The sequence below is a fragment of the Vibrio sp. 10N.247.311.49 genome (genome assembly GCF_041467655.1).
In the GTDB taxonomy this organism is placed as follows: Bacteria; Pseudomonadota; Gammaproteobacteria; order Enterobacterales; family Vibrionaceae; genus Vibrio; species Vibrio crassostreae_C.
In genome coordinates, this window is record NZ_JBFSVA010000011.1 from 1 (window position 1) to 24937 (window position 24937).

Genomic DNA, 24937 nt, shown 5'->3' on the forward strand with positions numbered 1-24937 from the left:
TATGCAGCGGATTGCAAATCCGTGGACCTCGGTTCGACTCCGGGAGGCGCCTCCACTATTCAAAGTTGAAAGGCCAGCAGAAATGCTGGCCTTTTTGCTATCTGAAATTCTAAACCCTCATGCTATGTTCAAACTTCCACGTATGCTCTCTAATCAGTAGCACCACTAGGAACAAGCTATATCAGATCACTTTTGTGCCGGTCTTTTCCTTATGTAAACCTATCATTTGCTAAACAACCAACAGCATCTGTTAACCAATTGCGCCGTTTGTGAGTGGAATGAGTGGGGAATGGAAAAGGGCGACTGTCTTTTGCGTCATTAAATTCTTCATATTTATACATAGTTGCTCATGATCCTGTAACGCTTTCATGAGTTATTACACTTATTATGACCACAAATGAAAATGATTGTCATTTACTTGTGTTACTGCTAACCTATTGTGAAACTTTACAACATCTTATCTACTGCACGAAAGTGTATATAAAACCCCGCTAAACCTTATTAAACCTACGGTTATTCGTTTGCTTCGTATGATAAATCAGCAGATCTACCTCTTTTGTCCTACCCCTTTAGGGTAGTTCGATTTCGTAATTGATTTACATCATATTTTCATTTTCTTTCATAATTCATTATTCGCTCAGTTAAGAAATATATAACCTTCAGGAATTCTTATGAGCAAGATGAAGCTAGTCGTAATCGGTAACGGGATGGTCGGCCATCGCTATATCGAAGATTTAGTCGAGAAGACAGACGTTGCTAACATGGACATCACAGTCTTCTGTGAAGAGCCTCGCGTAGCCTATGATCGTGTACACCTTTCTTCTTACTTTTCACACCATACTGCGGACGAACTTTCTTTAGTTAAAGAAGGCTTCTACGAGAAACACGGCATCAACATGCTGATCGGTGAGCGTGCTATTAACGTTAACCGTGAAAAGAAAACAGTTTACTCAAGTACTGGTCGTGAAATTCAATACGACAAGCTAATCCTTGCTACAGGTTCATACCCATTCGTTCCGCCAATCAAAGGTAACGAAGGTAAAGACTGTTTCGTTTACCGCACAATCGAAGACTTGAAAGCTATCGAAGCAACCGCTAAGAATTCTAAATCTGGTGTGGTTGTTGGTGGTGGTTTGCTTGGTCTTGAAGCTGCAGGCGCACTAAAAGCTCTTGGTGTAACCACGCACGTTGTTGAGTTTGCTCCAAAGCTAATGGCTGAGCAGCTTGACCAAGCGGGTGGTAACCAACTTCGTCAAAAAATCGAACGTATGGGCGTTAACGTACATACAAGTAAGAACACGCTTGAGATTGCTCCTGAAGGCACTGAAGCTCGTAACGTAATGCGCTTTGCAGACGGTACTGAGCTAGAAACTGATTTCATCGTATTCTCTGCTGGTATTCGCCCACAAGACAAACTTGCTCGTCAAATGGGGCTGGGTATTGCACCACGTGGCGGTATCGAGATTAATGATCACTGTCAAACGACAGACAAAGACATCTACGCAATCGGTGAGTGTGCGTCTTGGAACCAAACGTTCTACGGCCTAGTGGCTCCTGGTTACAAAATGGCAACGGTAGCGGTTGACCACGTTGTTGGTAACGAAAGCACATTTGAAGGTGCTGACATGTCTGCGAAGCTTAAGCTTTTGGGCGTGAAAGTAGGCTCTATCGGCGATGCGAACGGTCGTACTCCTGGCTGTAAGAGCTACGTTTACCAAAACGAAGAACAAGAAGTTTACAAGCGTCTAATCGTTTCTGAAGACAACAAGAAGCTGCTTGGTGCAGTAATGGTTGGTGACACGTCTGACTACGGTGATCTTCTACAGCTTATGCTGAACGAAATCGACCTACCAGAACACCCAGATGCATTGATTCTTCCTGCTCATGCTGGTGCTGAAAAGCCAACACTTGGCGCGGATTCTCTTCCTGAGTCTGCTGTTATCTGTTCTTGTTTCGATGTGACTAAAGGCAAGATCGCTCAAGCGGTTGCTGAAGGTCACCACACAATCGGTGATATCAAAGCAGTAACAGGCGCAGGTACTGGTTGTGGTGGTTGTATTCCACTAGTGACTTCAGTACTAAACGCTGAACTTGCTAAAGCTGGTGTTGAAGTGAAGAACGACGTGTGTGAGCACTTTGCATACTCTCGCCAAGAGCTTTTCCACCTAATTCGCATCGAAGAAATCAAAACGTTCGATGAGCTATTAGAGAAATACGGTAAAGGCTACGGCTGTGAAGTATGTAAGCCTCTAGCAGGTTCTATCCTTGCTTCTTGCTGGGGTGAACACATCCTTAAGCCTGAATTAGTGAAGCTGCACGATACCAACGACAACTTCCTAGGTAACATGCAAAAAGACGGTACTTACTCTGTAATCCCTCGTATGGCGGGTGGTGAAGTAACACCTCAAGCACTAAGCGTTCTTGCTGATGTTGCTGCTGAATACAACTTGTACACCAAGATCACAGGTGCACAACGTATCGGCCTATTTGGTGCTCAGAAAGATGACTTACCAGCAATCTGGAAGAAGTTAATCGCTGCAGGTTACGAAACGGGTCAAGCTTACGCAAAAGCACTTCGTATGGCGAAAACATGTGTAGGTTCTACTTGGTGTCGTTACGGCGTTCAAGATTCAGTTGGCCTAGGCGTGATGATCGAGAACCGTTACAAAGGCATCCGTACTCCTCATAAGATGAAGTTTGGTGTGTCTGGCTGTACTCGTGAGTGTGCTGAAGCTCAAGGTAAAGATTTAGGTATTATTGCGACTGACGCAGGTTGGAACATGTATGTATGTGGTAACGGTGGTATGAAACCTCGTCACGCAGACTTACTGGCAAGCGACCTAGACCAAGAAACGCTAATCAAGTACATCGACCGTTTCATGATGTTCTACATCCGCACGGCTGCGCCACTACAACGTACTTCGGTATGGATGGACAACCTAGAAGGTGGTGTTGATTACCTACGTGAAGTGATTGTAGACAACAAGCTTGGTATCAATGACCAACTTGAAACTGACATTGCTGGCCTAGTAGATAACTTTGCTTGTGAGTGGACAGACACTATCAACGATGAAGCTCAACTTAAACGCTTTGCACACTTCATCAATGCTGATGACCGTGATGAAAACGTTGTGTTTGTTGATGATGGCCGTGAACAACACCGTCCTGCGACATTCACTGAGAAACACCCTGAAGCCATTACTTCAAAGCATCAGGGCGACATCATTCACGTAGAATCTGTTTAAGGGGAGACGACATCATGGCATTTACCAAAGTTTGTAAGATCGAAGACATTATCCCAGGTACAGGTGTTTGTGCGTTGGTTGGTGGTGAGCAAGTAGCTGTATTCCGCCCAACGAAAGCTGAAGAAGTATTCGCGATTAGCAACACAGACCCTTACTTCCAGTCTAACGTGTTATCACGTGGCTTGATTGTTGAGCACAAAGAAGAGCTTTGGGTGGCAAGTCCACTTAAGAAACAACGCTTCAACCTGACAACCGGTGCGTGCATGGAAGACGAGAACTTCAACGTCAAAGCGTACAAAGCTCGTGTTACCAAAGGTGCTGTAGAAATCTCTGCTTAATCTTTGGATGAGTAAGATTTGATAGTTCAAGGGTTCTAGTTCTCGATATTGCCTTAACTCGGCAACTAGAGCCTTTTCCTATCCAATTTTAACTTTTAATTTAAACTTTTTAAGGACAACCTTATGTCTCCTGATTACAAACCAGCTGAATTCGTTCAAACGATGATTGATGTGGGTGAAGCGAAAACGAAAACAAGTACTCGCGATCTTCTGATTCGAAGCACTATGGCTGGTATCATCCTTTCTCTAGCGGTTGTTGTTGCTATTACAGCAATGGTTCAAACCGGTATTGGCCTTGTTGGCGCACTTGTGTTCCCAGTTGGCTTCGTCATTCTAAGTGTAATGGGTTATGACCTAGTAACTGGCGTATTCGGCCTTGCACCTTTAGCGAAATTCGACAACCGCCCAGGTATTACTTGGGGTCGTATCCTACGTTGTTGGGGTATTGTTGGTCTTGGTAACCTTATCGGTTCTTTGATTGTTGCTTTCCTTGTTGCAGTATCACTAACGGGTAACTTCTCTTTAGAACCAAACGCTGTTGCTCAAAAGTTCATTGCTGTTTCTACAGGTCGTAGCCTAGGTTTTGAAAACATGGGTATGGACGGATGGATCACGTGTTTCGTACGCGGTATCTTCTGTAACCTTATGGTATGTCTAGGTGTGATTGGCAACATGACTGCACGCACAGTATCTGGCCGTGTAGCAATGATGTGGTTCCCAATCTTCATCTTCTTCGCACTCGTATTTGAGCACACAGTGGTAAACATGTTCCTATTCCCACTAGGTATGATTCTTGGCGCTGATTTTGGTATCGCGACATGGTTGAACTTCAACCTTATCCCAACAATCTTAGGTAACATCGTTGGTGGTCTATTAATGACGTGTGTTCCTCTATACCTAACTCATGCTAAAACAGCTCCTTCTCTAGGCGCTAAGTAATTAGATAGTTCTAGGTTAATGAGCAACTAATAATGTGTGTTAAGCCCCAAGCTGTTGATTTGGGGTTTTTTTGATCTTAACACTCTCTACTTTGATAACCGTGCACCTAAGGCGAGCAATGTGTGCTTGATGATGGTGCAAATGTCAGGGTTTTCCAACGTAATAGATTGTTTTGTTATATAAACTTCTATCTTGATTAGAATTAATCGTAAAGTTTTATGGCAACAACTGATAGTCTAAGAAGTAGGGATATTGGTGATTCATATAACGATGAATCGTCATACAGAATTAAGCTTGAAATATAACAAGCTAACTTTCGGAGCAAAGCATGTCAGAAGTATCGCCATCGAATGTTAAAACAGGAAACACAGGATTTGTTTCATTAGTAGGTGCAGGTCCGGGCGACCCAGACTTACTTACGTTAAAAGCGGCACGAGTGATTCAACAAGCAGACGTGTTGGTTTATGACCGTTTGGTATCAAAAGATATTTTGGCGATGGCTAATCCAGAAGCGGAAATGTTGTATGTGGGCAAAAAGCTCGATCATCACTGCGTACCGCAAGATCAGATCAACCAACTATTAGTGACCAAAGCTCAAGAGAACAAACACGTAGTGCGTCTAAAAGGTGGTGACTCGTTTATCTTTGGTCGTGGTGGTGAAGAGTGTGAAACGTTAGCTGAGAATGACGTGAGATTTGAAGTGATTCCGGGCATCACAGCTGCTGCCGGAGCAACGGCTTATGCGGGCATTCCGTTGACGCACCGTGATCATGCACAAAGCGTGCAGTTTATTACAGGTCACTTGAAGAAAGATGGCGAAGATATTGACTGGCAATCTCTTGCTCAGCACAACCATACCATCGTGTTTTACATGGGCTTGAAAGAGAGTCCGAACATTCAGAAGAATCTACTCGATAATGGTATGCGAGCTGACATGCCAGTTGCGATCATCGAAAACGGTACACGCCAAGAACAAAAGGTGTTTAGAGGTGGGTTACGTGATTTAGCTGACCTTGCGAGCGTCGCAAAGAGCCCAGCGCTGATTGTTGTAGGCAGCGTGGCTCAGCTCCATGAAAAACTTGCTTGGTTTAACAAACAAGCTTGATCGTTTGACCTTCTAATTGGATCTCTAAGCCACTACTGAGTCCATCAAGAATCAAATACTGCAGCGGCTGCCTTGTCGCTGCATTTCTTGTTGGCGCATCGGCATTTCGTCAATGATATTGGTGATCTGTTTCCAATCTGTTTTGCCACTCCATCGGTGCTTCTCTTTCCCGTCTTTACCAATCAAAACAGCGGTATGTGATCCTTTCGGGATCTCGTAAATACTGGTGACTGCTTCTAAGTTAAACTCTTCTTCTAACCAAGTTGGGACTGTGTAACCACTCTCAGCAATAACCATAATGACGACATCCCGTTCGTCCAATTGACAGTTATTGAGCAACACTTCATTCAGAAACTCTTTAACGATTGAATCTTCCTTTGGAGCGAAATAAATCACACTGCGGTGTGGCAAAGGCTTTGAGTGAGAATAAGCGGGGTAGGCGAGTACTGAATTGATGGTTAAGCTCATGATTATTAACGTGCTGATGGTCAGTAGTTTAAGCAAACTAAACCAACTACCAGAGTTTGATGGTTGATTTAAAGTTTGCATCGCTTTGGTTGTGTCGATGCTTACGATCGAATTGTGTGTTTGTCGGTGCAGCATTGCCAACCTCCCTTTAAAAACTCTAAGCCTGAGTACGATTTGAACGCTACGTAAAGAAGAAGGTGAAGATCAGAACCACCTAAGAAACGCTCAAAACAAATCCACTTACAATAAGCATAGTTAGGATTACGTAAAGACACTTAGCTTTACGCTAAAGATATTAGATTTACGTTAACGATAGCTGGCAGGTTCATTTTTATTGAGTAAAGCGACTCGCATTTTACAATTGAATAGAATAGGGTATACGGAAAATCTAAAGGTATGAATTTATGGAAAACATAGCAATTTTGGTCGACGTTCAGAACGTTTACTACACGACGCGCGACAAATACCGTTCTAACTTCGACTATAACCAGTTTTGGTATGTTGCCACGGAAGGGCGTAACGTTATTGCAGCTAATGCTTACGCAATCTCAAGCCAAGATCCAAAGCAGCGTCAATTTCATCATATCCTTCGTGGTGTGGGCTTTAATGTGAAGTTAAAGCCGTTTATTCAGCGTCGAGATGGCAGTGCAAAAGGCGATTGGGATGTGGGTATTGCGTTAGACGCGATAGAACTTGCTGAGACGGTTGATACGATTGTTTTGGTATCAGGAGACGGTGATTTCGAAATCCTTGTAGAGCGAATCAAAGAGCGCTTTGGCAAGCCTGTTGAAGTGTATGGTGTTCCCGGGTTTACTGCTCAAAATCTTATCGATTCTGCATCAAAATTTGTACCGATTGAAAAAGATTTTCTTCTATAGAGGAAATCGGGCACTTTATAATTGAAATCAATAATAACGATAATTAGAATGCAAACAGTTCTTATTTATCGGTATGTGTAATGTCTCGCGTTTTAGTTGTTGATGATGATATTCAGTTGTGTGAATTACTGGGTGAAGTGTTAGAAAATGAGGGGTATCACGTTGATACTGTTCATTGCGGTGAATCCGCGCTTGAGTTTATTCAATCTCACCCTGTCGATTTGGTTCTACTCGATGTAATGCTTCCGAACCTAAGCGGCATTCAAGTAGCAAGACGTATTTGTCAGCGTTTTGCTACTCCTATTCTTATGCTAACCGCGCTTAACGACGATGCCTCAATGCTCGATGGCTACCAAGCAGGCGCCGACCAGTACATCGCTAAACCTTTCAATGTTCCTGAACTCTTAACCCGTATTAAGGTGATCTTGCGCCGAGTGGGTTTTGAACGCCAAAGACAATCTTTAGCTTCCTCTAATCACGGCTTGTGTGAACAACTCTCTCGTTTGCCATTAACTGGCACTGAAAAAGACTTGCTTGATTATTTGGTCAAAAATGACGGTATTGTCGTCTCAAAATCTGATCTGCAAATCCATGTACTCAAGAAAGAATTGTGTCCCTTCGATCGTAATTTAGATATGCATATCAGCAATATACGTAGAAAGCTCGTTCAGGCAGGTTTGTCTAAACAACATATAAAAACCGTTCGTGGTAAAGGTTACAGTTACCTAGAGTCGGTCGGAGCATGAGTAAAAAACTGCTGCGTTGCCCTGATTTTATTGCTAAGCGTAAAGACGGACTCACTTTCCAACTGTTCAGTTACCTGACCGTCATTTTGGTGAGTATTTTGATTCTGCAAGGTGTCGCAGAAAGAGCCTTGATGAAAGCGCTGCTTAAAGTGCCAGAATCGGTTAAAGCGGAGATGCTCGACCTTGCTTACCAAGCGAATGTGTTGATTGAAGAAGGGGACATGGATGAACTCGCGGACTGGGGTAATGCTCAGCAGTATTATCTGTTCGTCATCGACAAAGACAATCGTCCGATCACGCATCGTCACATGCACCCACATTTTGAATTTAAGCTCAAATACTTAAGAACGTTAGATCACCAACTTAGTGATCGTGTGAGTAAGCCGATCTTCGGCCTACCACTGGATAACGGTAAAACACTGGTTATCCAACTACCGCACCAGTTTCATCCCGCAAAATCTTTTGCGCCATATTCCTATATGCTTAAAGCATTGATTGCATTGGTCGTATTGTCTCTGTTCTCGATTATCATGGCCAAAAGCCTTCAGCAACCGTTGGATAGATTGAGAGAAGCGAGCCGCAGACTGGCTCAAGGTGACTTCACGGTCAGTGTGGTGTCGGAGTTGAACTCCACCACGCGTGAATTCAACGAGCTTGCACACGATTTTGATTATATGACCTTTGAGATTAAATCTCTGGCTGAAAAGCAACGTTGTTTGATTCGTGATGTCTCACACGAGTTAAGAACACCATTAGCAAGGCAAAACCTCGCACTACACCTGCTGCGCAGCAAGGTTGATGATAAAAGCATTGGTTTGCTAGAACGAATGGAAAATGAAACAGAAGAGATGAATAAGCTGGTGGGTGAGATACTTGAATTTAGCCGCTTAGAAACCTCTCGCTATGACTCCAAGTTAAGTTTAATGCACCTTGAGCACTATTGTTCAATGTTGATCGCGCAGATGCAAAACGATTTAAAACCGAATCAAACTTTGATTGGTTCCCTAGAGACGCCGATATCAATGGTGAACGTTGATGAGAGGCTACTGCTTCGAGTCATTGGTAACTTGGTCGGGAATGCCATTAAATACGCGGGTGAGAACGCTCATGTGGTCGTGACGACATACGAACAGGTAATGGATAGACGTTACAGTGTAATATCTGTAGAAGATGACGGTGACGGTATTCCTGATAACAAGATTGCAGGTATATTCGACCCGTTTACTCGTATTGAATCAGCAAGAGACAAACGGTCTGGTGGCTACGGTCTGGGCCTTGCGATTGTTAAAGAAGCGATGGGTGTGATGAATGGACATGTAACTGCTGAGAATAGAGAAGGTGGGGGGCTGAGAGTGAACTTGATGTTCCCAATCGGTGATTAGCTTTCCCTATTGATAATTACCTTAAATTGATAACTGTCCCAACTCAGTAGTACTGACTTAAGCGATACCCAATAAAAACGCCACTGCATCTGCAGTGGCGTTTTTCTTTATGCGCTTTGGTATGGGCTAGGCGTAGCCATTAATTACGCCTGAGCTTGAAGACAAGAGCATAAGATAAGCGAGACTATGCCTGTTGGCGAGCTAGCTTAACTTCTTCTTCTTTCTCACCTGCTGCTGGGTCGTTGAAGCGAGACTCGTCTAGAGCGCCTTCAGACTTAGCAACGATGATAGATACGGCACTATCACCTGTGATGTTTACAGCGGTACGAATCATATCAAGAAGGCGGTCAACACCCATGATTAGAGCAATACCTTCAAGCGGCAGGCCAACTTGGTTCAATACCATCGCTAGCATAACAAGACCAACACCAGGGACACCTGCAGTACCAACAGACGCCAGTGTCGCCGTTAGGATAACCATTAGGTAATCACCCATTGAAAGGTCGATGTTGTACGCTTGCGCGATAAACGCCGTCGCAACACCTTGCATGATTGCAGTGCCGTCCATGTTCACAGTTGCACCTAGTGGTACTGTGAAAGAAGCGACTTTGTTGTCTACGCCCATGCGGTTTTTAGCCGTTTCCATCGTTACTGGAATCGTTGCGTTTGAAGATGCCGTTGAGAATGCAAACATGATTGCATCTTCCATCTTACGTAAGAACGTAATCGGGCTTAGGCCTGTGAATCCTTTAAGCATTGCACTGTAGGTAACCAAACCGTGTAGAAGTAGGGTACCAGCAAGTACTAAGAAGTATTCTGCTAGGTTCCAAATTGCGCTTAAACCAAGGCCAGAGAACAGTTTCGCCATCAAGAAGAATACGCCGTAAGGAGCAAGGTTCATTAGTAGCGCAACTAGCTTCATGATCACTTCGTTTAGATCAGAGAAAACTGCAGCGATACGTTCACCGGGTTTGCCCGCTGCACTGATTGCGATACCAAACAACACTGCAAATACGATAACTTGTAACGTTTTGCCCTCAGCCATCGCCTGAATAGGGTTGGTTGGGAACATGTCGATGATTACTTGGCCCAGAGAAGGGGCATCCGCTGATTTGAAAGAGCTCGCAGCAGTAAGATCCGCACCAGCTCCAGGTTGGAACAGGTTACCGATAGTTAATGCTAGAGTGATGGCAACGGCAGTAGTACCGATATAAAGTGCAAGCGTTTTGCCACCCATACGGCCAAGAGTTGATAAGTCTTTAAGAGAACTTGTACCGCACACTAGTGAAACGAAGACTAGAGGCACAACAAGCATTTTTAAACTGGCGACAAAGATTTGTCCGCCCACTTCAAAGAGTCCGTTAACGATGTAGTTGTTAACAAATCCGTTGTCTGCAAAAAGGGATTGAATGGCGAATCCCGTTAATATACCTACGACCATACCGAGGATTACTCGACCAGTCAGAGACATAGGTTTCTTGGTATTCATTTAGAACACTCCTTATTATTTATAACTTTGATACCTTTTCAAAGTGAGCAGGAGATTAGCAGTCGGATAATCAATTCGAAAAACAAAAAATGAGTTTGGAATTATAGATGTGATCAAAATCACTGATAATTGTGTAAATTAAACAAATAAAAACAAAATAATTCACTATTAATTTACATCTATCGAGGGTTTTATACATAAATTTGTCGTTTCAAAGGTAGTAAATAAGAAGAGATGATTTTCTTATCAATCTTCACGTCTTCAATTGACTGAACAAATACCGTTGTTTCAAAAAATTCGGTGAAGATAACCAGTCGATTTACGCCCATGAGCCTTAACTATTTGTATTGAATGGTTTTGTTGAACTCCTCAAATATGACTCACCGACAGGCCTTTACAAAACTTTACGAATGCAAAGAATGTAAATTTAATGCAAATGGTAATAGTTATCACTTATATTTACTCCCGAAATAATTCAGTGGTACCGGCAACGGTTCAGCGAACACATCGAATAAATAACAAAGTGTTCGTCTAAAAGAATAAAAGCGGAGTAAAGGACATGTTTTCAAAGAGCCCATTGGCTTTAGTGATCGGCGCAGTATTAGCTTCACCAGCAGTATTGGCAGAAACAGTAAAAACAGACGAGCATATGGTTGTTGAAGGTCGTGACTACGGTTATAAAGCCGACACGAACACAACAGCAATGCGCATGGAGGCGACTCAATTAGAGACTCCGGGACAAGTTTTAGTAATCGATGAGCAAATCATCGATGAACAGCGTGCAACAACGCTTGGTGACGTGCTTAAGAATGACGCGAGTGTAAGTGCTGGCGGTACAAGCCGTAACCGTGAACGTTTCTCTCTACGTGGTTTCTCGGTAGAAAGCTCTTCGGGCTTCCTTAAAAATGGCCAGCAACATTGGTCTCACTACCGTCAACCAATCGAACTGCTAGAGCGTGTTGAAGTACTAAAAGGACCTTCTGGTCTTCTTTACGGTATTTCTGCACCAGGTGGTTTGATCAACATGGTAAGCAAAAAGCCAACTTACGATACGCAAGTAAGTGTTAGCCAAGATATTGGTTCTAATGACCATTCTCGTACAACGGTAGACGTAAGTGGCGCTTTGAACGACGCTGAAACTCTACGTGGTCGCGCGATTCTATCTAAAGAAAGCTACGGCTCTTGGAGAACTTACGGTGACGGAACTGAACCACAAACAGAACGTTTTGTTGGTGGTGTATTCGTTGATTACGATGTAACTGAAGACGTAATGGTTTCTGTTCACTACGATAAGACCAACGACGAAGGCAGCGTAGATTCTGGTGCACTATACACACTAGACGGCAACCGAGTGGGTAGCGACAAGCATATCTGGGATGCGCAGTGGTCACAGATTGAAAACGATGTTGAGAACGTAGGTTTTGATATTGCTGCTAACCTGACTGACACATGGTCTTTAAAAACAGGTTTCAATTACCAAGATTTCGAACGTATTGATATGGAAAGCTACCCAAGCTTTTCAAACATGAATCCTGATGGTACAGGAACCGTGACTCAAGGTGGCAACTACCGTCATGACAAATGGCGTTTCAGAACAGCTTACGTTGATCTAACAACAACCGCTGATCTTGCTGGCACAGAGCACCAACTATTATTCGGCGCTAACTGGTTAGGTTACAGCTATTACCGTGGTATGGATCGTTTCAGCAGCGGCGAATACGCGCCAGATGCAACGGTACCAGCACCGTCAGTGGGTCCAACATCGCTAGGCAAGATGAGCACTTACGATACTTGGGGTTTCTACATTCAAGATCTGATTACTATCAATGACGAATGGCAAGTTCTTGCGGGCGCTCGTTTCGACCGTAAAGTAAGTGATGGCGTTGCAGAAGAAAACGTAGCACCTAAGCTTGGCGTGATTTACCACCCGGCATCAAACGGTAGCATTTACGCTTCTTACTCTGAAAGCTTTGAACCACAAGGTGTTGTCTCTAGCGGTAGCCGTAACTACACCAACGATGGCGAACTTCTTGATGCCGCGACGGGTGTTTCTTACGAAGTCGGTACTAAGTGGGAGCTGATGGACGAACGTCTATTCGTTTCTGGTGCGGTATTTGATATTACCCAAGAAAACATCTCAATGGATGTAGAAGACACTTCATCAGGCGATTGGACGAAGACACAAGGTGGCGAACAAGTTCACCGTGGCGCTGAGTTAGCAGCGCAAGGCTTTATCTCCGAAAAATTCTCTATGTCTGGTTCTGCAATGTACTTAGATGCTGAAATCACGAACCATGAAACATATGAAGGTAACCGTCCAGTAGACGTACCTGAGTTTGCAGCAAGCGTTTGGTCTACCTATGCAGCAACAAACGAAGTTGATGTGAACCTGGGTCTTATCTACGAAGGTTCTCGTTACGGCGATAGCGCGAACACATTCAAGAAAGACGGCTACGCACGTGTAGATATGGGTGCTGCATACACGCTTAAGTACGACGATTCTCTTGATTTCGTAGCGCGTCTAACAGTCGAGAACGTATTTGATAAAGAATACCTAGCGGGTGGCGGTTCAACATCTTCAAACCACCAATTTGCTGAAGACGTAGTAATCGGCGAAGGCCGTAACTACATGGCGACTTTACAGGTAAAATACTAATTTGTTAGTAGGGTACTATTGTTAGCCTAAATACTAAGGGGAAAGTTTCGGCTTTCCCCTTTCGTGATTCTGCTATTCAGTAAAATATCCCTAGTAATGCGAGTGACTTTTAATGATAATGAGAGTGCTTATCAATAATAGTATTTATCAATAAAATGTATTTGACCTTCTTCTATAGTAAATGACTACAATTATGAATCTTTTAAAAACTAGCCTAGCGCTTGCCATCAGTTTGGTTGCAACGTCTTCTATGGCAAACAGCTTGGATCAAGCTCAATCAATTCAAAACAAGACCAATAACGCGTCGGCTTCGAGCCAAAAGGTTATTGATAAAAGCTCACAAGCGACTTTAATGCTGCAAGCTGAGATTGAGCGTCTGCAAGAAGAAGTTAAAAACTTAGAAATCTATCACGATCACCTTGCTGCATTGGTTGAAAGCCAAAACCAAGAAGCTCAAAGCATTGAAGAGCAGATCGAAGAAATCAAATACACACGCCAAGGTGTTGTGCCATTGATGTATCAAATGATCGATGGTCTTGAACAGTTGGTAGAGAAAGACGTGCCGATTAAGAAAGAACAGCGTCTAGAAAGAGTAGAAAAGCTACAAGCAATGATGACTCGTGCTGACGTAAGTGACGCTGAGAAGTATCGTCGTATCCTGGAAGCTTACCAAATCGAGATGGACTACGGCATCAAGCTCGGTGCTTACCAAGGCCGCGTTGCATTGAGCAACGACAGAACGATTGAAGCTGACGTGTTGCACCTAGGTCGTATCTCTTTGGTGGCTCGTAACCTAAATGGCAGCCAATATTGGTCTTGGAATCAAACACAAAATCAGTGGCAAGAGCTAGATTCTTCAATGAAATCTGAGCTAGATAAAGCGTACGATATTGCTGGCCAACAAGCTGCCCCAAGCTTGATTACTTTACCTGTTTCTTTAATTGTTGCGGAGGTTAAGTAATGAACTTAAAATCATTAGCAGCATTGCTTTGCATTACATCACTTTCATTTTCTGCTTTCTCAGCTTCAGACTCAACGGCTCAGCTCGTTAACAAAGCAAAATCAGAAAACCGTACTCAAGCTTCTCACAACGTAGTGCGTGAAGCTGATTTCAAAAAGACAGAACAAGAACTGAAAGCGATCAAAGCTCAGCTTGAAGCGAAGCGTACGTCTATCCAAGGTGCGACAGATGTTCTGACTCAAACGTTCAGTGATAACGAAAACAAGCTTGCTCGCTTAGAAGAGAAGCTGCGTTTAGAAACCGGTAGCTTAGGCGAGCTGTTCGGTGTCGTTCGTCAAAACGCAAAAGAACTCGGCGCAGAGCTTAGCTCAACCGTGAATAGTGTTGATCGTGCTGAACACACTGCAACTGTTGATCAAATCATTGATGCTAAATCACTGCCTTCAATGCCACAGCTGACCGGTTTGTGGATGAGCATGGTTGAACAGATCCAAGCGAGTTCTGAGCTTAGCAAATCTCAAATTGCATTCATTAATGGTGAAGGCAATACAAACAAGGTTGACGCTTACCGACTAGGTTCGATTGGTCTTGTGACAGAGCAAGGCTATGTTAGCTGGAACACTCAGCGTGAAGATGCGATCGCTTACCTTAAGCAACCACAAAATGGTCCAACGTTAGCGTCACTTTCTTCGTTAGCGAATGGTGAAGTATCTAACGTGGTTGTCGATCCTTCTCGCGGGTTTATGCTAGAGCAATTAGCACTTACGCCAAGTTTAACTGACCGTCTACAAGCGGGTGGTGTGGTTGGTAAAGTGATTCTTGGCCTACTAGCGATTGGTCTAATCATCGCATTGGTTCGCGGTATTTCTCTCGCTATCGCTCGTCAAAAAATTCGCGCACAACTTAAGAACCCTGAGCAAGCGGGCGACAACCCTCTAGGCCGTGTTCTTGCGGTGTACAACAAAGAGCAAAACCAAACGGTTGAAGCACTAGAGCTACGTCTTTTAGAAGCTGTCGTTGATGAACAGACTCACTTAGAGAAAGGTTTGTCGATGCTTAAGCTATTGGCGGCACTAGCACCGATGCTTGGCTTATTGGGTACCGTAACCGGCATGATCGAAACATTCCAAGTGATCACACAGTTTGGTAATGGCGATCCTAAAGTCATGGCTGGTGGTATTTCGATGGCGCTTGTAACAACGGTACTTGGCCTGGTTGCAGCAATGCCACTGCTATTAGCACATAACATTCTTAGCACTCAGTCAGAGAACATTCGCAATATTCTTGAGAAGCAGGGCATTGGCCTTGTTGCTGAGCAGGCAGAAAAGACCGTTGAATCAAACGCTGTTGTTTCACCAGTTGGGACTGCTGCGTAATGGATATTTTGTCGGCTTCTCTATTACCAGCGAGTTGGTTAACGAGTGACTGGCTGCTGTCTTTATCAAGCTTTATGGAGCAGGGCGGTTTCGTTCTGTGGTGGCTAGCGGCTGTCGTCCTAGTATATTGGGTGCTTGTGGTAGAACGCGTGCTTTATCTTGCGTTCTACTTTCCTAAGCAGCGCCAAGCTTGGATTACTAAGTGGCATGAAAGAGAAGATCACTCTTCTTGGCATGCTAAAGCCATTCGTGAAGGTTGGTTGGGGCAAGCGAGTATCTTACTTAACCAAAACTTGAACTTTATTAAGCTGTTAGTCGCTATTTGCCCGATGTTGGGCTTGCTAGGCACTGTAACCGGTATGATCTCTGTTTTTGATGTCATGGCGACACAAGGCAGCAGTGACCCTAAATTGATGGCTTCAGGTATCTCGTTAGCAACACTGCCTACCATGGCAGGCATGGTTGCAGCGTTAGCGGGCATGTTTGTTCACGCTCGCTTAGCGAAAGTGTGTAACCGCTTAGAATTGAAATTAGAAAAATCTTTAAGGAGTCAACGATGAGACTCGGTCGACGTCATTCTAAAAACGAAGAGGCTCAAATAGACCTTACTTCGATGCTTGATATTGTCTTTATCATGCTTATTTTCTTTATTGTGACCAGTTCATTTGTTCGTGAGTCAGGGGTGGAAGTCAATCGCCCACAAGCTTCTAACGTAGTAAGCCAAAAGGATGCAGGCATCTTTGTTGCGATTACTTCTGCAAACGACATTTTCATCGACAAGCGTGTCGTAGATGTTGAACGTGTCCAAGCGACGTTAGAGCACTTGTTGCTAGAACAACCTGATGCTTCTTTGGTTATTCAAGCGGATGAACACGCTTACAACGGTACTGTTGTTAAAGTGATGGATGCCGCGAAAGGTGCAGGTGTTAAAAACATTGCGCTTGCTGCTGATAAGCGATGATCTTGGAGGATCTTCATAAATGATTCGCCTATTTCTTGCTTTACCGCTAGCGGGCGCGTTGGGCTTAGCGCTGTTTTCTTTCATGGCTTGGATGGTCGATAATGGCCACCAACGTTCACCAGACGATAGCGAGACGTTAAGTTTCAACATGGTAATGGTGGAACAAGAACAAGAAGTTCAAAGAAGACAACGTGCAGTCCCTGAAAAACCAGAAATGCCAGAGCCGCCACCGGAAGCGCAAACGTCTCAGTCACAAGCTGAAGTTACGCCTCTGAATTCGATGTCTTCTTTGCCTTCATTGGATTTGAACACATCCATTGATGGCTTAGCGATTAACGCACCGACATTCTCTGATTTTGGGTCAAACCAACAAGCAATGCCTTTGTATCGAGTAGAGCCTCGTTATCCAGCGAAAGCGCTTAAGCGTGGAGCTGAAGGCCATGTGATTATGTCTTTTACTATCGATGAAACGGGACGTCCAATTGACATTCAAGTCACTGACGCAAACCCACGTCGTATGTTTGAACGTGAAGCGATGAGAGCACTTAAAAAATGGAAATATCAACCGAAAGTCGTCGATGGAAAAGCGATAGCTCAGGTTGGTCAAACCGTGAAACTAGAGTTTAAGTTGGCAAAATGATGAAACATATATGGATATTAGTGGGCTTGTTGTTAATGCCCCTTACAACACAGGCACAAGAGCTAACCCAATATACTGCTATTCGTGTTCAAAAGGCGCATAAGCTTGCTCAAGATGAACAGGTTAAACAGGCCATTGACGTACTAGCAGGTTTAGAGCTTTCTAAGGGCTACGACAAAGCGTACGTAGCTCGTATGCTAGGTGTTTTTTACTGGCAAGGTGGCAAAACTGACGCGGCGATTAAGCAGCTCACTTATGCCGTCGATACGAATTTGTTAGTCGATGAGCAAGCTTGGATAACGAAGCGTATGCTGGCTGATTTGTTGTTGAACGATCAGCAGTTTAAAAACGCGCTTCCGCACTACTACGAGTTAGTGAAAACAGCGCCTGAAAAGGAAAAGAAAGACACGCTTTGGATGCGAATTGCACAAGCTGAATACCAAATTGAAAACTGGTCGAAAGTCCTAGTGGCCATCGGTAATCACGACAAGTTCAATTCAAAACCAGAGCTATCACCTTTATCGCTAAAATTGGGTGCTCAGCTACAGTTAAAGCAGTGGAAACAGTCTATTCCGACACTGGAAAGCCTCATTGAACTTCAACCAGAGAAAGATAACTGGTGGCGTCAACTTGTTGGTATTCAGCTAAGATTAGAACGTAATCGTGATGCATTGAACACGCTAGCGTTGGCTGATCTACAAGGTGTTGAGTTGAAAAACTCAGACCGTAGATTACTGGCTCAGCTTTATGCTAAACGAGGCATTCCAGAGAGAGCAGCACAAGAGATCGCTAAGTTAGATGATGCGAACAGCGATGTTCAACTCCTGGCAGAGCAAGCAACCTACTGGCAGTTAGCGAAAGAGTGGGACAGTGCTATTGAAGTATGGACGTTAGCGTCTAAAAAAGACACTCAGTATCATTGGAATGTGGCTCAGCTATTGGTTCAGCAAGGTTACTACGACCGAGCTCTGGTTGTTTTAGATAAAGTGAAAGACAAGAACAAGCAAGCCGATGTCGCTTTAGCGAAAGTACGTTCATGGTATAAGCTAAAGAATCTTGATAATGCTCTTGCTCAAGCGAAACGTGCCAACAACATTGAACCTTCTTCTGAGGCAAAAGGATGGATTAAATATCTGACTCAGCTAAGAACGGTTAGTGATAACGGCAACGTCTAACTGCTGTTAACGCAAAAGAAGACAAGAGAAAGTAGTAAATAGAAAAGGGTGTCATTTGATGGTTCAAATGACACCCTTTTTAATTTTTGGCGGTTAAAGCTTTTTGAACTTTATCGTTCCAGTACGTCAGTTAAGGCTCGCACATCGTACCGCGGGACGTCGCACTTTGGATTACGCCACTGGTATCAGCAACCCAGTTAATAGTGCAATCACGATAAGGGTTTTTGAATGCGTGTACTGTATAACCATTGTCTAACGGTTTCTTGGTTTCAATCCAAGCATAGTTTCGAGACGCCCAAAAACTGATAGGGCGTGACCGTTCGGTGAGATAACGTTCTTGTACATCGGTTATGTCTGAACCGATGTATTCTTGAATATGTTCTTCCGTGCTGATTATTTGGCTGGTGCACGCCGTCACTAGCGCAGCAAAAGCCAAAACAAAAATACGCATTTCAAATCCTTTTAAGCTTCATTAGCTATCATCAAACCAGTGATCAAATAGTCCCAACTTTCTATCCTTAAAGCTACGACTGTTACCTTAAACCCATCTCAATCAAGCATGTTGAGATTGAGCTTTTTTGAGCTTTGACCCTGTTATCAATAACCTCTAATAAAACGAATCAAATCCCTTTAGTACACGTTAGCAAGAATATGCATACAGTTCGATTACTTCCCATGTAATGTTATGTAAATTTCCTTACGCCACTCGGCAAACGTAAACAATGTAAATTGAATGCCAATACGAATGATTATCAACTAAATTGTCGCCATAAAATTTATAGGTATTGGTTTGTATGTCGTTAAAAAGTAGGGCGGTTCAGTCATGGGCTCGTCGACTTCATGTTTATATTTCTATGGCGCTTCTGTTCGTGGTTCTTTTTTTCTCAGTAACCGGTATCACCCTGAACCGACCTGAGTTATTTGAATCAAGCCAACCCAATATCCAACGCTCTACGCTAACGCTTCCTACAAGTTTATTTACGGTTCAAGACGGACGTTTAAAAGCTGACGAGACAGCCTTTGAAACGTTTCTGTTCGAAGAAGCCAACCTCTCCGGCGTTCCTTCTGGTTTGGACATCTATGCAGAGATTGAAGATGGTGAGTTGCTCATCGGTGAGGTATCTATGGACTTCAAAGGACCCGGCTACAACGCTTCCGTTTTTGTTGACGTTACGTCTGAGTTTGTAGAAGTCGAAACCACTAATTACGGCGTTATCGCATTGTTGAACGATCTGCATAAAGGTCGTAACAGCGGTGAAGTATGGAAATGGTTTATCGATATCACTGCGCTATTGATGATCTTCTTTGTGCTTACTGGCGTGTGCTTACTGTTACCTAAGAAAAAGACGCTTAATACTTCCATCAAATGGACGGTGTTTGGGTCTGCAATCTCATTGGTTATCTATTTTGTCGCCGTGCCTTAACGCTTGATTCGATTGATGAATCGGATTGAAGAGCGAACTTAAGGTTAAACGGATTTAAAAGGTTGTTAAAAATGAAAAAAATGAACTGGAGCAAGGCGCTTCTTGCTTTATCTCTTTTGCCAAGCCTAGGTATGGCACAAGCGATTCCTGATACGGCAAAACTGGATGTCAGCTTTGAGCTTCCAAAGATTGATACCTCTATGTATGCACGTCCTTATGTGGCGGTGTGGGTAGAGAATAGCGAACGAAAGTCAGTGAAAACCATCGAGCTTTGGGTCGGTAAAGACGAATGGCTTAAGGATCTGCGCAGCTGGTGGAGAAAGGTTGGCCGTTACGATCGTGAACTGGTTGATGCTGTGACGTCTGCAACACGTCCTGCTGGCCAGTACCGTTTCGTGTGGGATGGTAAGAGCGACAGCGGTGAAACGTTAGAACAAGGCGAGTACACGGTTCATATCGAAGTGGTTCGTGAACACGGTGGCCGTAATTACCTTCGCCAAAAAGTATCACTCGCAGATTCAAACATATCTTACGAATTAAAAGCAACGGAAGAGACGGGTGAAATCACCCTGAACTACATCGCTAAATAGCAAGTGCGAACAGTAACTAGTAAGTACGAACAGTAACTAGTAAGTACGAACTAAAACCAAGCTGAACAGAATAGACAGTGGTCATCGTAGGCTCAGATAGAGCGACACGGCTAACAATTATGAATAATGGAATTGAACATGATGAAACAGACAAAAATCAAAGCACTTGCTCTAGCGGGTGTGATGGCATTCGGCCTAGCAGCAACGACAACGGCACAAGCTCACCCACGTTGGATTTTGCCATCTCACTTTACTGTATCTAAAGAAGGTGGTGATTGGCTAACGTTCGATGTTACTGCGTCTCACGGTACGTTTGTTTTTGATAAGCCTGCTGGCAGCGAAAATGCTCATGTCATCATGCCAGATGGCCGCAGCGAGCGTCCTAACTTCGTTATTCGTGGCAAGCGTCGTTCAATCTTCGACTTCTATTTTGAAGAAGAAGGTACACACAAAGTGGCGATCAACAACCAGCCGTCTTACTACACGCAATACAAAGCGGGTCGCCGTGACACGGTGAAGTGGATTAAAGCAAACAAAGCTGAGCGTGACTCAGTTCTGCCTGAAAAACCACGTGACGTGGTAACGCAGATCAGCTTCACTCGTGCAGAAAGCTACATCACGGTAGGTAAGCCAACGGATTCAGTGTTCAAAATTGAAGGCAAGCTTCTAGAAATGAAGCCTGTGACACACCCTTCAGATATCGTTGAAGGCGAACCTGTGACATTCCAGTTCTTCTACAACGGTGAAATCCAGAAAGACGTGAAAGCGGAGATTACTCGTGAAGGTACGCTTTACCGCAACCACCAAGAGCAGATTGATGTGGTGAGTGATGAGAACGGTGAAATCACGTTTACTCCAGACGTAGCAGGTCGTTACGTAATGAAAGCGAACTACAAAGGTGAGTTGATTGACAACCCACTGGCAGACAAAGCAAGCGCGAACGTTCACCTAACGTTCGAAGCGCTGCTTCAATAGTCTGTGATATCGGGGCTAGATCCCTGATTAAGAATCAAAAAAACTTAAGGGCTCATTTGAGCCCTTTATCGCTCAGTTTACTTCTGAGAATTTGCACTGTGGCTAGGGTACGAACCATGACAATAAAAACAAAACTTAACGCTTTAATGACTCCTTGCTTAGCATTGGGACTTGGTTTCGCTGCATTACCTGCGCAAGCACACTTTCCACTGATGAGCTGCTGGTTTGAAGGTAAGACTGTTGCTTGTGAAGCGGGTTATTCGGATGGCAGCAAAGCGATTGATTACGCAGTTGAGATGTACGATTACGAAGACAACTTGATTGCAAAAGAGATGACAGATAAACGTTCTATCGTTGAATTCCCACATCCTGACACTGAGTTCTACCTTGTGTTCGATTCAGGTCATGAGTTTCCAGTTGAAGTTGATGTTGTAGAGATCAGTGAAAAATGATGATTCAAAGCGTACGTGCTGATACGGGCGGCAGAGAGGGCAAATGGGTAGGACTGATCATTGTGTTCATCCTTTGCTTTGCAACTGTCGCAATCCCATTTCATCAGGCTGAATCCCACGTTAAAGCAGTGCTTGATCATCAAATTCTAGTGACTGATGTTGAACAAGAAAACTTGGCGATGCTATCAGAGCTGCGTTTAGCGCATGAAGAAATCCGTGACCTGCGCATGGACTCAGATGGTGAATGGCCGAGTGTTGCATCACTTAAAGATGAATGGGTTGCCCCGTTTATAGAAGATCAGAGTTGGAAGCGCAAAGGTTCTCATGCTTGGGTACTGGACGAGCGTGGTTATTACTTTTCTACTCCAAGTGAACAAGCTACGCCTACCGATCATGGTTTTGCGGATTCCTTTATTTTAAATGCGAACAGCGTTTCTCCTGAAATCTGGATCTTCTTGGGCGGTGTAGCGAAACAGCCCGCTACTTTTGACCAACACACGCTAGAGTCTACGGGTTGGAAAATGGTCGTGAACGAATCAGAAATTGAAAAGCATCATGAAAGCGATGCTCACTAATAATAAGAGAATTACTATGCGAATTATGACTCTGTTCATGTCGTTATTAGCGGTGTTCATGGCACCCAATGCATTGGCAAAAGAATATAAGATCGACAGCAACAAGCTGACGATTGGTATCACGCTTCAACCTTACTACAGCTACGTAAAAGCAGTAGTAGGCGACAAAGTGAACATCCTTCCTTTGGTTGATGCCGGCTTTAATCCGCATAACTACTTGCCACAACCGAACGACTTGAAGAGATTGAGCCAGATGGACGCCATCGTGGTAAACGGTATTGGTCACGATGACTTCGCGCTTAAAGTGATTTCAGCCGCGCAACGTGATGACCTAGTCGTGATCGAAGCAAACAAAGAAGTGCCTCTACTTCCTGCTCTTGGTCAGTCTGTTGGTCAAGGTGCCGTTAACCCACATACCTTTGTTGGGCTTTCGACAACAATTCAAAAGGTTTACACCATCGAGAGTGAGGTCTCTAAGCTCGACCCTGACAACGCGGCTTTTTATCGTAAGAATGCACGTAAATACGCAAAGCAATTTCGCTTTATGAAGCGCGATGCGATGTTGTCATTAGGTGAGTTAGATACTTCAGGTATGAAGGTCGCGACTACACATAATGCTTATGGCTACATCCTTCAAGAGTTTGGTGTGGATGTTGCGGCAGTAATCGAGCCTGCACACGGTGTTGAACCAAGTGCTAGTCAACTGCAAGAGACGATCGAGAAGATCCGCGCATCAGGCATTGATGTTCTGTTTTACGAGTTAAACATGCCAAACCGTTTTGTTGACACAATTGAAGCGGAAACAGGCGTTCAGCTTTATCGTTTTTCTCACATGACGCACGGTGAATATGAAGACGATAAAGTCGAAGTTGAGATGAAGAAGAACCTAGAGACGTTAATCGAAGCCATGAAATTTGCGGCGGCGAACCAAGCTAAAAGCGGGAACGCATAATGTTAGGTCCATCGATTTCAATCAATCAACTCGGTCTGCAATATGACAACAACGTCATTCTTGACGATATCTCACTAGAACTTAAAGCGGGTGAGTGCCATGTAATCATGGGGCCAAACGGCGGTGGTAAAACCTCTCTGCTACGCTCTGTTCTTGGTTTGACGCCTTTCTCTGGGCAAATCAATATTCATTGGCCAGAAAAGCCAAGTATCGGTTATGTTCCACAAAAAGCGACCTTCGAATCGAGCTTGCCTTTGACGGTCATGGATTTCGTGTTGCTTAACCAAACTCGAATTCCGCTATTTTGGCGTCGTAAGTCTAAGCAATTGGATCTTGCACTCGCGCAATTGGATCGAGTGGGTATGGCGACACGTAGCGATCGCCGTATGGGACAGTTGTCGGGTGGTGAGCAGCAACGTGTGTTGTTTGCTCAAGCGCTATTGGATAACCCAAGTCTATTGGTGTTGGATGAACCAACGACCGGTATGGACGAGCAGGGCGTTCGTTATCTTGAATCGCTGATTCGTGAATGTGTTGACGAGGGTCGCACGATCCTTGCGGTTCACCACGATGTAACCGCAGTACGTCGCCTTGAAGCCAATGTACATGTTGTGAATCGATTCTTGGTTGATAGTGGTCCACACGAACAGGTACTACATCCAAGTAAGATTGAAAGCTTATTCCAGCATTACAGCAGTGGTGCTGCGATGAACAAACCGAAGGAGGTTGCGTAATGGATTGGCTACGACAACTTGCCGTAAGTGGTGTTGAAGCGGGTTGGTTATCTGACAGCTTCATGTATGCGTTCATGGTCAATGCACTGGTTGCTGCATTGTTACTGGGCCCGTTACTAGGTGGCCTGGGTACTTTGGTGATTGCTAAGCGTTTGGCTTTCTTCTCTGAAGCGGTAGGCCACGCGGCATTAACCGGTATCGCTATAGGTGTGTTGCTTGGCGAGCCACCAGAAAACCCAATTATTGGTCTGTTTAGCTTCTGTATGATCTTCGCTCTGCTTCTTCACTTTGTAAGAAACAGGACCAACGTTCCATACGATACCTTAGTGGGTGTTTTCCTTGCGCTAGCGTTGGCTGTGGGTGCGGCGTTACTGATGTATGTTGCTCGTAAGATCAATATCCACATGCTTGAAAACGTACTGTTTGGCTCGATTCTTACGGTAACAGACCAAGACTTAGCGATTCTCGCAGGTAGTTGCGCGATCATCATCTTGCTCTTGATACCGACATTCAACCGCATTCTCCTGACTTGTATCAGCCCTGATATAGCTAAGGTTCGTGGTTACAACACCAGCTTTTACGATTACTTGTTTGTCATGATGATCACCTTAGTGACAATTGCGGCCGTGAAGATCGTAGGTGCAGTTCTAGTGGGTGCGTTATTGTTGATTCCAGGTGCGACCGCTCGATTGTTAACTAAACGTATGGGGAGCTTTGTTCTCTTGTCGGCATTACTCGCAACCATCGCATGTTTGGTTGGAACCGTGTTGCCTATGGAACTCAAACTGCCAGTGCCAACGGGCGCTTCAATCATCATCGTTTCTGCAACGTTTTTCCTAGCAGCAACGCTATACCGAATTGTAAGAAAGGCGTAAT

Annotated in this window: 25 protein-coding genes; 22 read left to right on the forward strand and 3 right to left on the reverse strand. The window is 44.2% G+C overall.

Features of this window, described 5'->3' with window-relative positions:
* Positions 1 to 671: 671 nt before the first annotated feature.
* The 4 genes from nirB (at position 672) to cobA (ending at position 5627) form a co-directional block, all read left to right on the forward strand.
* Positions 672 to 3245 (forward strand): nitrite reductase large subunit NirB, encoded by a 2574-nt coding sequence (gene nirB / locus AB6E54_RS12345; protein ID WP_017071488.1) that lies wholly within the window; start codon positions 672 to 674, stop codon positions 3243 to 3245.
* A 14-nt stretch (positions 3246 to 3259) separates the two neighbouring features.
* Complete coding sequence (gene nirD / locus AB6E54_RS12350; protein WP_017066844.1) at positions 3260 to 3583, forward strand: nitrite reductase small subunit NirD; 324 nt, start codon at positions 3260 to 3262, stop codon at positions 3581 to 3583.
* A 123-nt stretch (positions 3584 to 3706) separates the two neighbouring features.
* Positions 3707 to 4522 carry a formate/nitrite transporter family protein gene (locus AB6E54_RS12355; protein WP_017062558.1) on the forward strand — a complete coding sequence of 272 codons (816 nt, stop codon included), beginning with the start codon at positions 3707 to 3709 and terminating at the stop codon, positions 4520 to 4522.
* Positions 4523 to 4850: 328 nt separating this feature from the next.
* Positions 4851 to 5627 carry a uroporphyrinogen-III C-methyltransferase gene (cobA, locus tag AB6E54_RS12360; RefSeq protein ID WP_017066845.1) on the forward strand — a complete coding sequence of 259 codons (777 nt, stop codon included), beginning with the start codon at positions 4851 to 4853 and terminating at the stop codon, positions 5625 to 5627.
* A gap of 51 nt (positions 5628 to 5678) precedes the next feature.
* Here the strand turns inward: cobA and AB6E54_RS12365 are convergent, their stop codons facing one another.
* Positions 5679 to 6176 (reverse strand): DUF4174 domain-containing protein, encoded by a 498-nt coding sequence (locus tag AB6E54_RS12365; protein WP_372072954.1) that lies wholly within the window; start codon positions 6174 to 6176, stop codon positions 5679 to 5681.
* A 323-nt stretch (positions 6177 to 6499) separates the two neighbouring features.
* Here AB6E54_RS12365 and AB6E54_RS12370 point away from each other — a divergent pair, with 323 nt between their 5' ends.
* The 3 genes from AB6E54_RS12370 to AB6E54_RS12380 all read left to right on the forward strand — a co-directional run bounded on the left by AB6E54_RS12370 (position 6500) and on the right by AB6E54_RS12380 (position 9101).
* On the forward strand, positions 6500 to 6973 hold the full coding sequence (locus tag AB6E54_RS12370; RefSeq protein ID WP_372106830.1) for an NYN domain-containing protein: 474 nt from the start codon (positions 6500 to 6502) through the stop codon (positions 6971 to 6973).
* A gap of 80 nt (positions 6974 to 7053) precedes the next feature.
* Positions 7054 to 7719, forward strand: a complete 666-nt coding sequence (locus AB6E54_RS12375) for a response regulator transcription factor (protein WP_017062555.1) — start codon at positions 7054 to 7056, stop codon at positions 7717 to 7719.
* The gene (locus tag AB6E54_RS12380; protein WP_017064547.1) at positions 7716 to 9101 is read left to right on the forward strand and encodes a sensor histidine kinase; all 1386 of its coding nucleotides are present in this window, start codon (positions 7716 to 7718) and stop codon (positions 9099 to 9101) included. The genes AB6E54_RS12375 and AB6E54_RS12380 overlap by 4 nt, the downstream gene beginning before the upstream one ends.
* A gap of 184 nt (positions 9102 to 9285) precedes the next feature.
* Here AB6E54_RS12380 and AB6E54_RS12385 read toward each other — a convergent pair whose 3' ends face one another.
* Complete coding sequence (locus AB6E54_RS12385; protein WP_372106831.1) at positions 9286 to 10590, reverse strand: dicarboxylate/amino acid:cation symporter; 1305 nt, start codon at positions 10588 to 10590, stop codon at positions 9286 to 9288.
* Between the two features lie 559 nt (positions 10591 to 11149).
* Here AB6E54_RS12385 and AB6E54_RS12390 point away from each other — a divergent pair.
* The 7 genes from AB6E54_RS12390 (at position 11150) to AB6E54_RS12420 (ending at position 18359) form a co-directional block, all read left to right on the forward strand.
* The gene (locus AB6E54_RS12390; RefSeq protein WP_372106833.1) at positions 11150 to 13246 is read left to right on the forward strand and encodes a TonB-dependent siderophore receptor; all 2097 of its coding nucleotides are present in this window, start codon (positions 11150 to 11152) and stop codon (positions 13244 to 13246) included.
* A 193-nt stretch (positions 13247 to 13439) separates the two neighbouring features.
* Entirely contained in the window at positions 13440 to 14207 is a 768-nt protein-coding gene (locus AB6E54_RS12395) for a DUF3450 domain-containing protein (RefSeq protein ID WP_372106835.1), read from the forward strand.
* Positions 14207 to 15583, forward strand: a complete 1377-nt coding sequence (locus AB6E54_RS12400) for a MotA/TolQ/ExbB proton channel family protein (protein ID WP_372106836.1) — start codon at positions 14207 to 14209, stop codon at positions 15581 to 15583. The genes AB6E54_RS12395 and AB6E54_RS12400 overlap by 1 nt, the downstream gene beginning before the upstream one ends.
* Entirely contained in the window at positions 15583 to 16143 is a 561-nt protein-coding gene (locus AB6E54_RS12405; protein ID WP_372106838.1) for a MotA/TolQ/ExbB proton channel family protein, read from the forward strand. The genes AB6E54_RS12400 and AB6E54_RS12405 overlap by 1 nt, the downstream gene beginning before the upstream one ends.
* On the forward strand, positions 16140 to 16544 hold the full coding sequence (locus tag AB6E54_RS12410) for a biopolymer transporter ExbD (protein ID WP_004739212.1): 405 nt from the start codon (positions 16140 to 16142) through the stop codon (positions 16542 to 16544). The genes AB6E54_RS12405 and AB6E54_RS12410 overlap by 4 nt, the downstream gene beginning before the upstream one ends.
* Positions 16545 to 16563: 19 nt before the next feature.
* Positions 16564 to 17184 carry an energy transducer TonB gene (locus tag AB6E54_RS12415; RefSeq protein ID WP_008219721.1) on the forward strand — a complete coding sequence of 207 codons (621 nt, stop codon included), beginning with the start codon at positions 16564 to 16566 and terminating at the stop codon, positions 17182 to 17184.
* Complete coding sequence (locus AB6E54_RS12420) at positions 17181 to 18359, forward strand: tetratricopeptide repeat protein (protein ID WP_372106840.1); 1179 nt, start codon at positions 17181 to 17183, stop codon at positions 18357 to 18359. The genes AB6E54_RS12415 and AB6E54_RS12420 overlap by 4 nt, the downstream gene beginning before the upstream one ends.
* A 130-nt stretch (positions 18360 to 18489) precedes the next feature.
* Here AB6E54_RS12420 and AB6E54_RS12425 read toward each other — a convergent pair whose 3' ends face one another.
* On the reverse strand, positions 18490 to 18810 hold the full coding sequence (locus AB6E54_RS12425) for a hypothetical protein (RefSeq protein ID WP_017062547.1): 321 nt from the start codon (positions 18808 to 18810) through the stop codon (positions 18490 to 18492).
* A 343-nt stretch (positions 18811 to 19153) separates the two neighbouring features.
* Here AB6E54_RS12425 and AB6E54_RS12430 point away from each other — a divergent pair, with 343 nt between their 5' ends.
* The 8 genes from AB6E54_RS12430 (at position 19154) to AB6E54_RS12465 (ending at position 24936) form a co-directional block, all read left to right on the forward strand.
* Positions 19154 to 19783: a PepSY-associated TM helix domain-containing protein gene (locus tag AB6E54_RS12430; protein WP_017062546.1), complete on the forward strand. Its 630-nt coding sequence runs from the start codon at positions 19154 to 19156 to the stop codon at positions 19781 to 19783.
* Between the two features lie 71 nt (positions 19784 to 19854).
* Positions 19855 to 20373, forward strand: a complete 519-nt coding sequence (locus tag AB6E54_RS12435) for a DUF2271 domain-containing protein (protein WP_017062545.1) — start codon at positions 19855 to 19857, stop codon at positions 20371 to 20373.
* A gap of 138 nt (positions 20374 to 20511) precedes the next feature.
* On the forward strand, positions 20512 to 21348 hold the full coding sequence (locus tag AB6E54_RS12440) for a DUF4198 domain-containing protein (protein WP_372106841.1): 837 nt from the start codon (positions 20512 to 20514) through the stop codon (positions 21346 to 21348).
* 116 nt (positions 21349 to 21464) lie between these two features.
* Positions 21465 to 21800 (forward strand): hypothetical protein, encoded by a 336-nt coding sequence (locus tag AB6E54_RS12445; RefSeq protein WP_017062543.1) that lies wholly within the window; start codon positions 21465 to 21467, stop codon positions 21798 to 21800.
* Entirely contained in the window at positions 21797 to 22375 is a 579-nt protein-coding gene (locus AB6E54_RS12450) for a DUF6162 family protein (RefSeq protein WP_372106843.1), read from the forward strand. The genes AB6E54_RS12445 and AB6E54_RS12450 overlap by 4 nt, the downstream gene beginning before the upstream one ends.
* A 16-nt stretch (positions 22376 to 22391) precedes the next feature.
* The gene (locus tag AB6E54_RS12455; protein WP_372106845.1) at positions 22392 to 23327 is read left to right on the forward strand and encodes a metal ABC transporter solute-binding protein, Zn/Mn family; all 936 of its coding nucleotides are present in this window, start codon (positions 22392 to 22394) and stop codon (positions 23325 to 23327) included.
* The gene (locus AB6E54_RS12460; protein WP_017067855.1) at positions 23327 to 24061 is read left to right on the forward strand and encodes a metal ABC transporter ATP-binding protein; all 735 of its coding nucleotides are present in this window, start codon (positions 23327 to 23329) and stop codon (positions 24059 to 24061) included. Before AB6E54_RS12455 ends, AB6E54_RS12460 begins: the two co-directional genes overlap by 1 nt.
* Positions 24061 to 24936, forward strand: a complete 876-nt coding sequence (locus AB6E54_RS12465; protein ID WP_372106847.1) for a metal ABC transporter permease — start codon at positions 24061 to 24063, stop codon at positions 24934 to 24936. Before AB6E54_RS12460 ends, AB6E54_RS12465 begins: the two co-directional genes overlap by 1 nt.
* Position 24937: the final 1 nt, after the last annotated feature.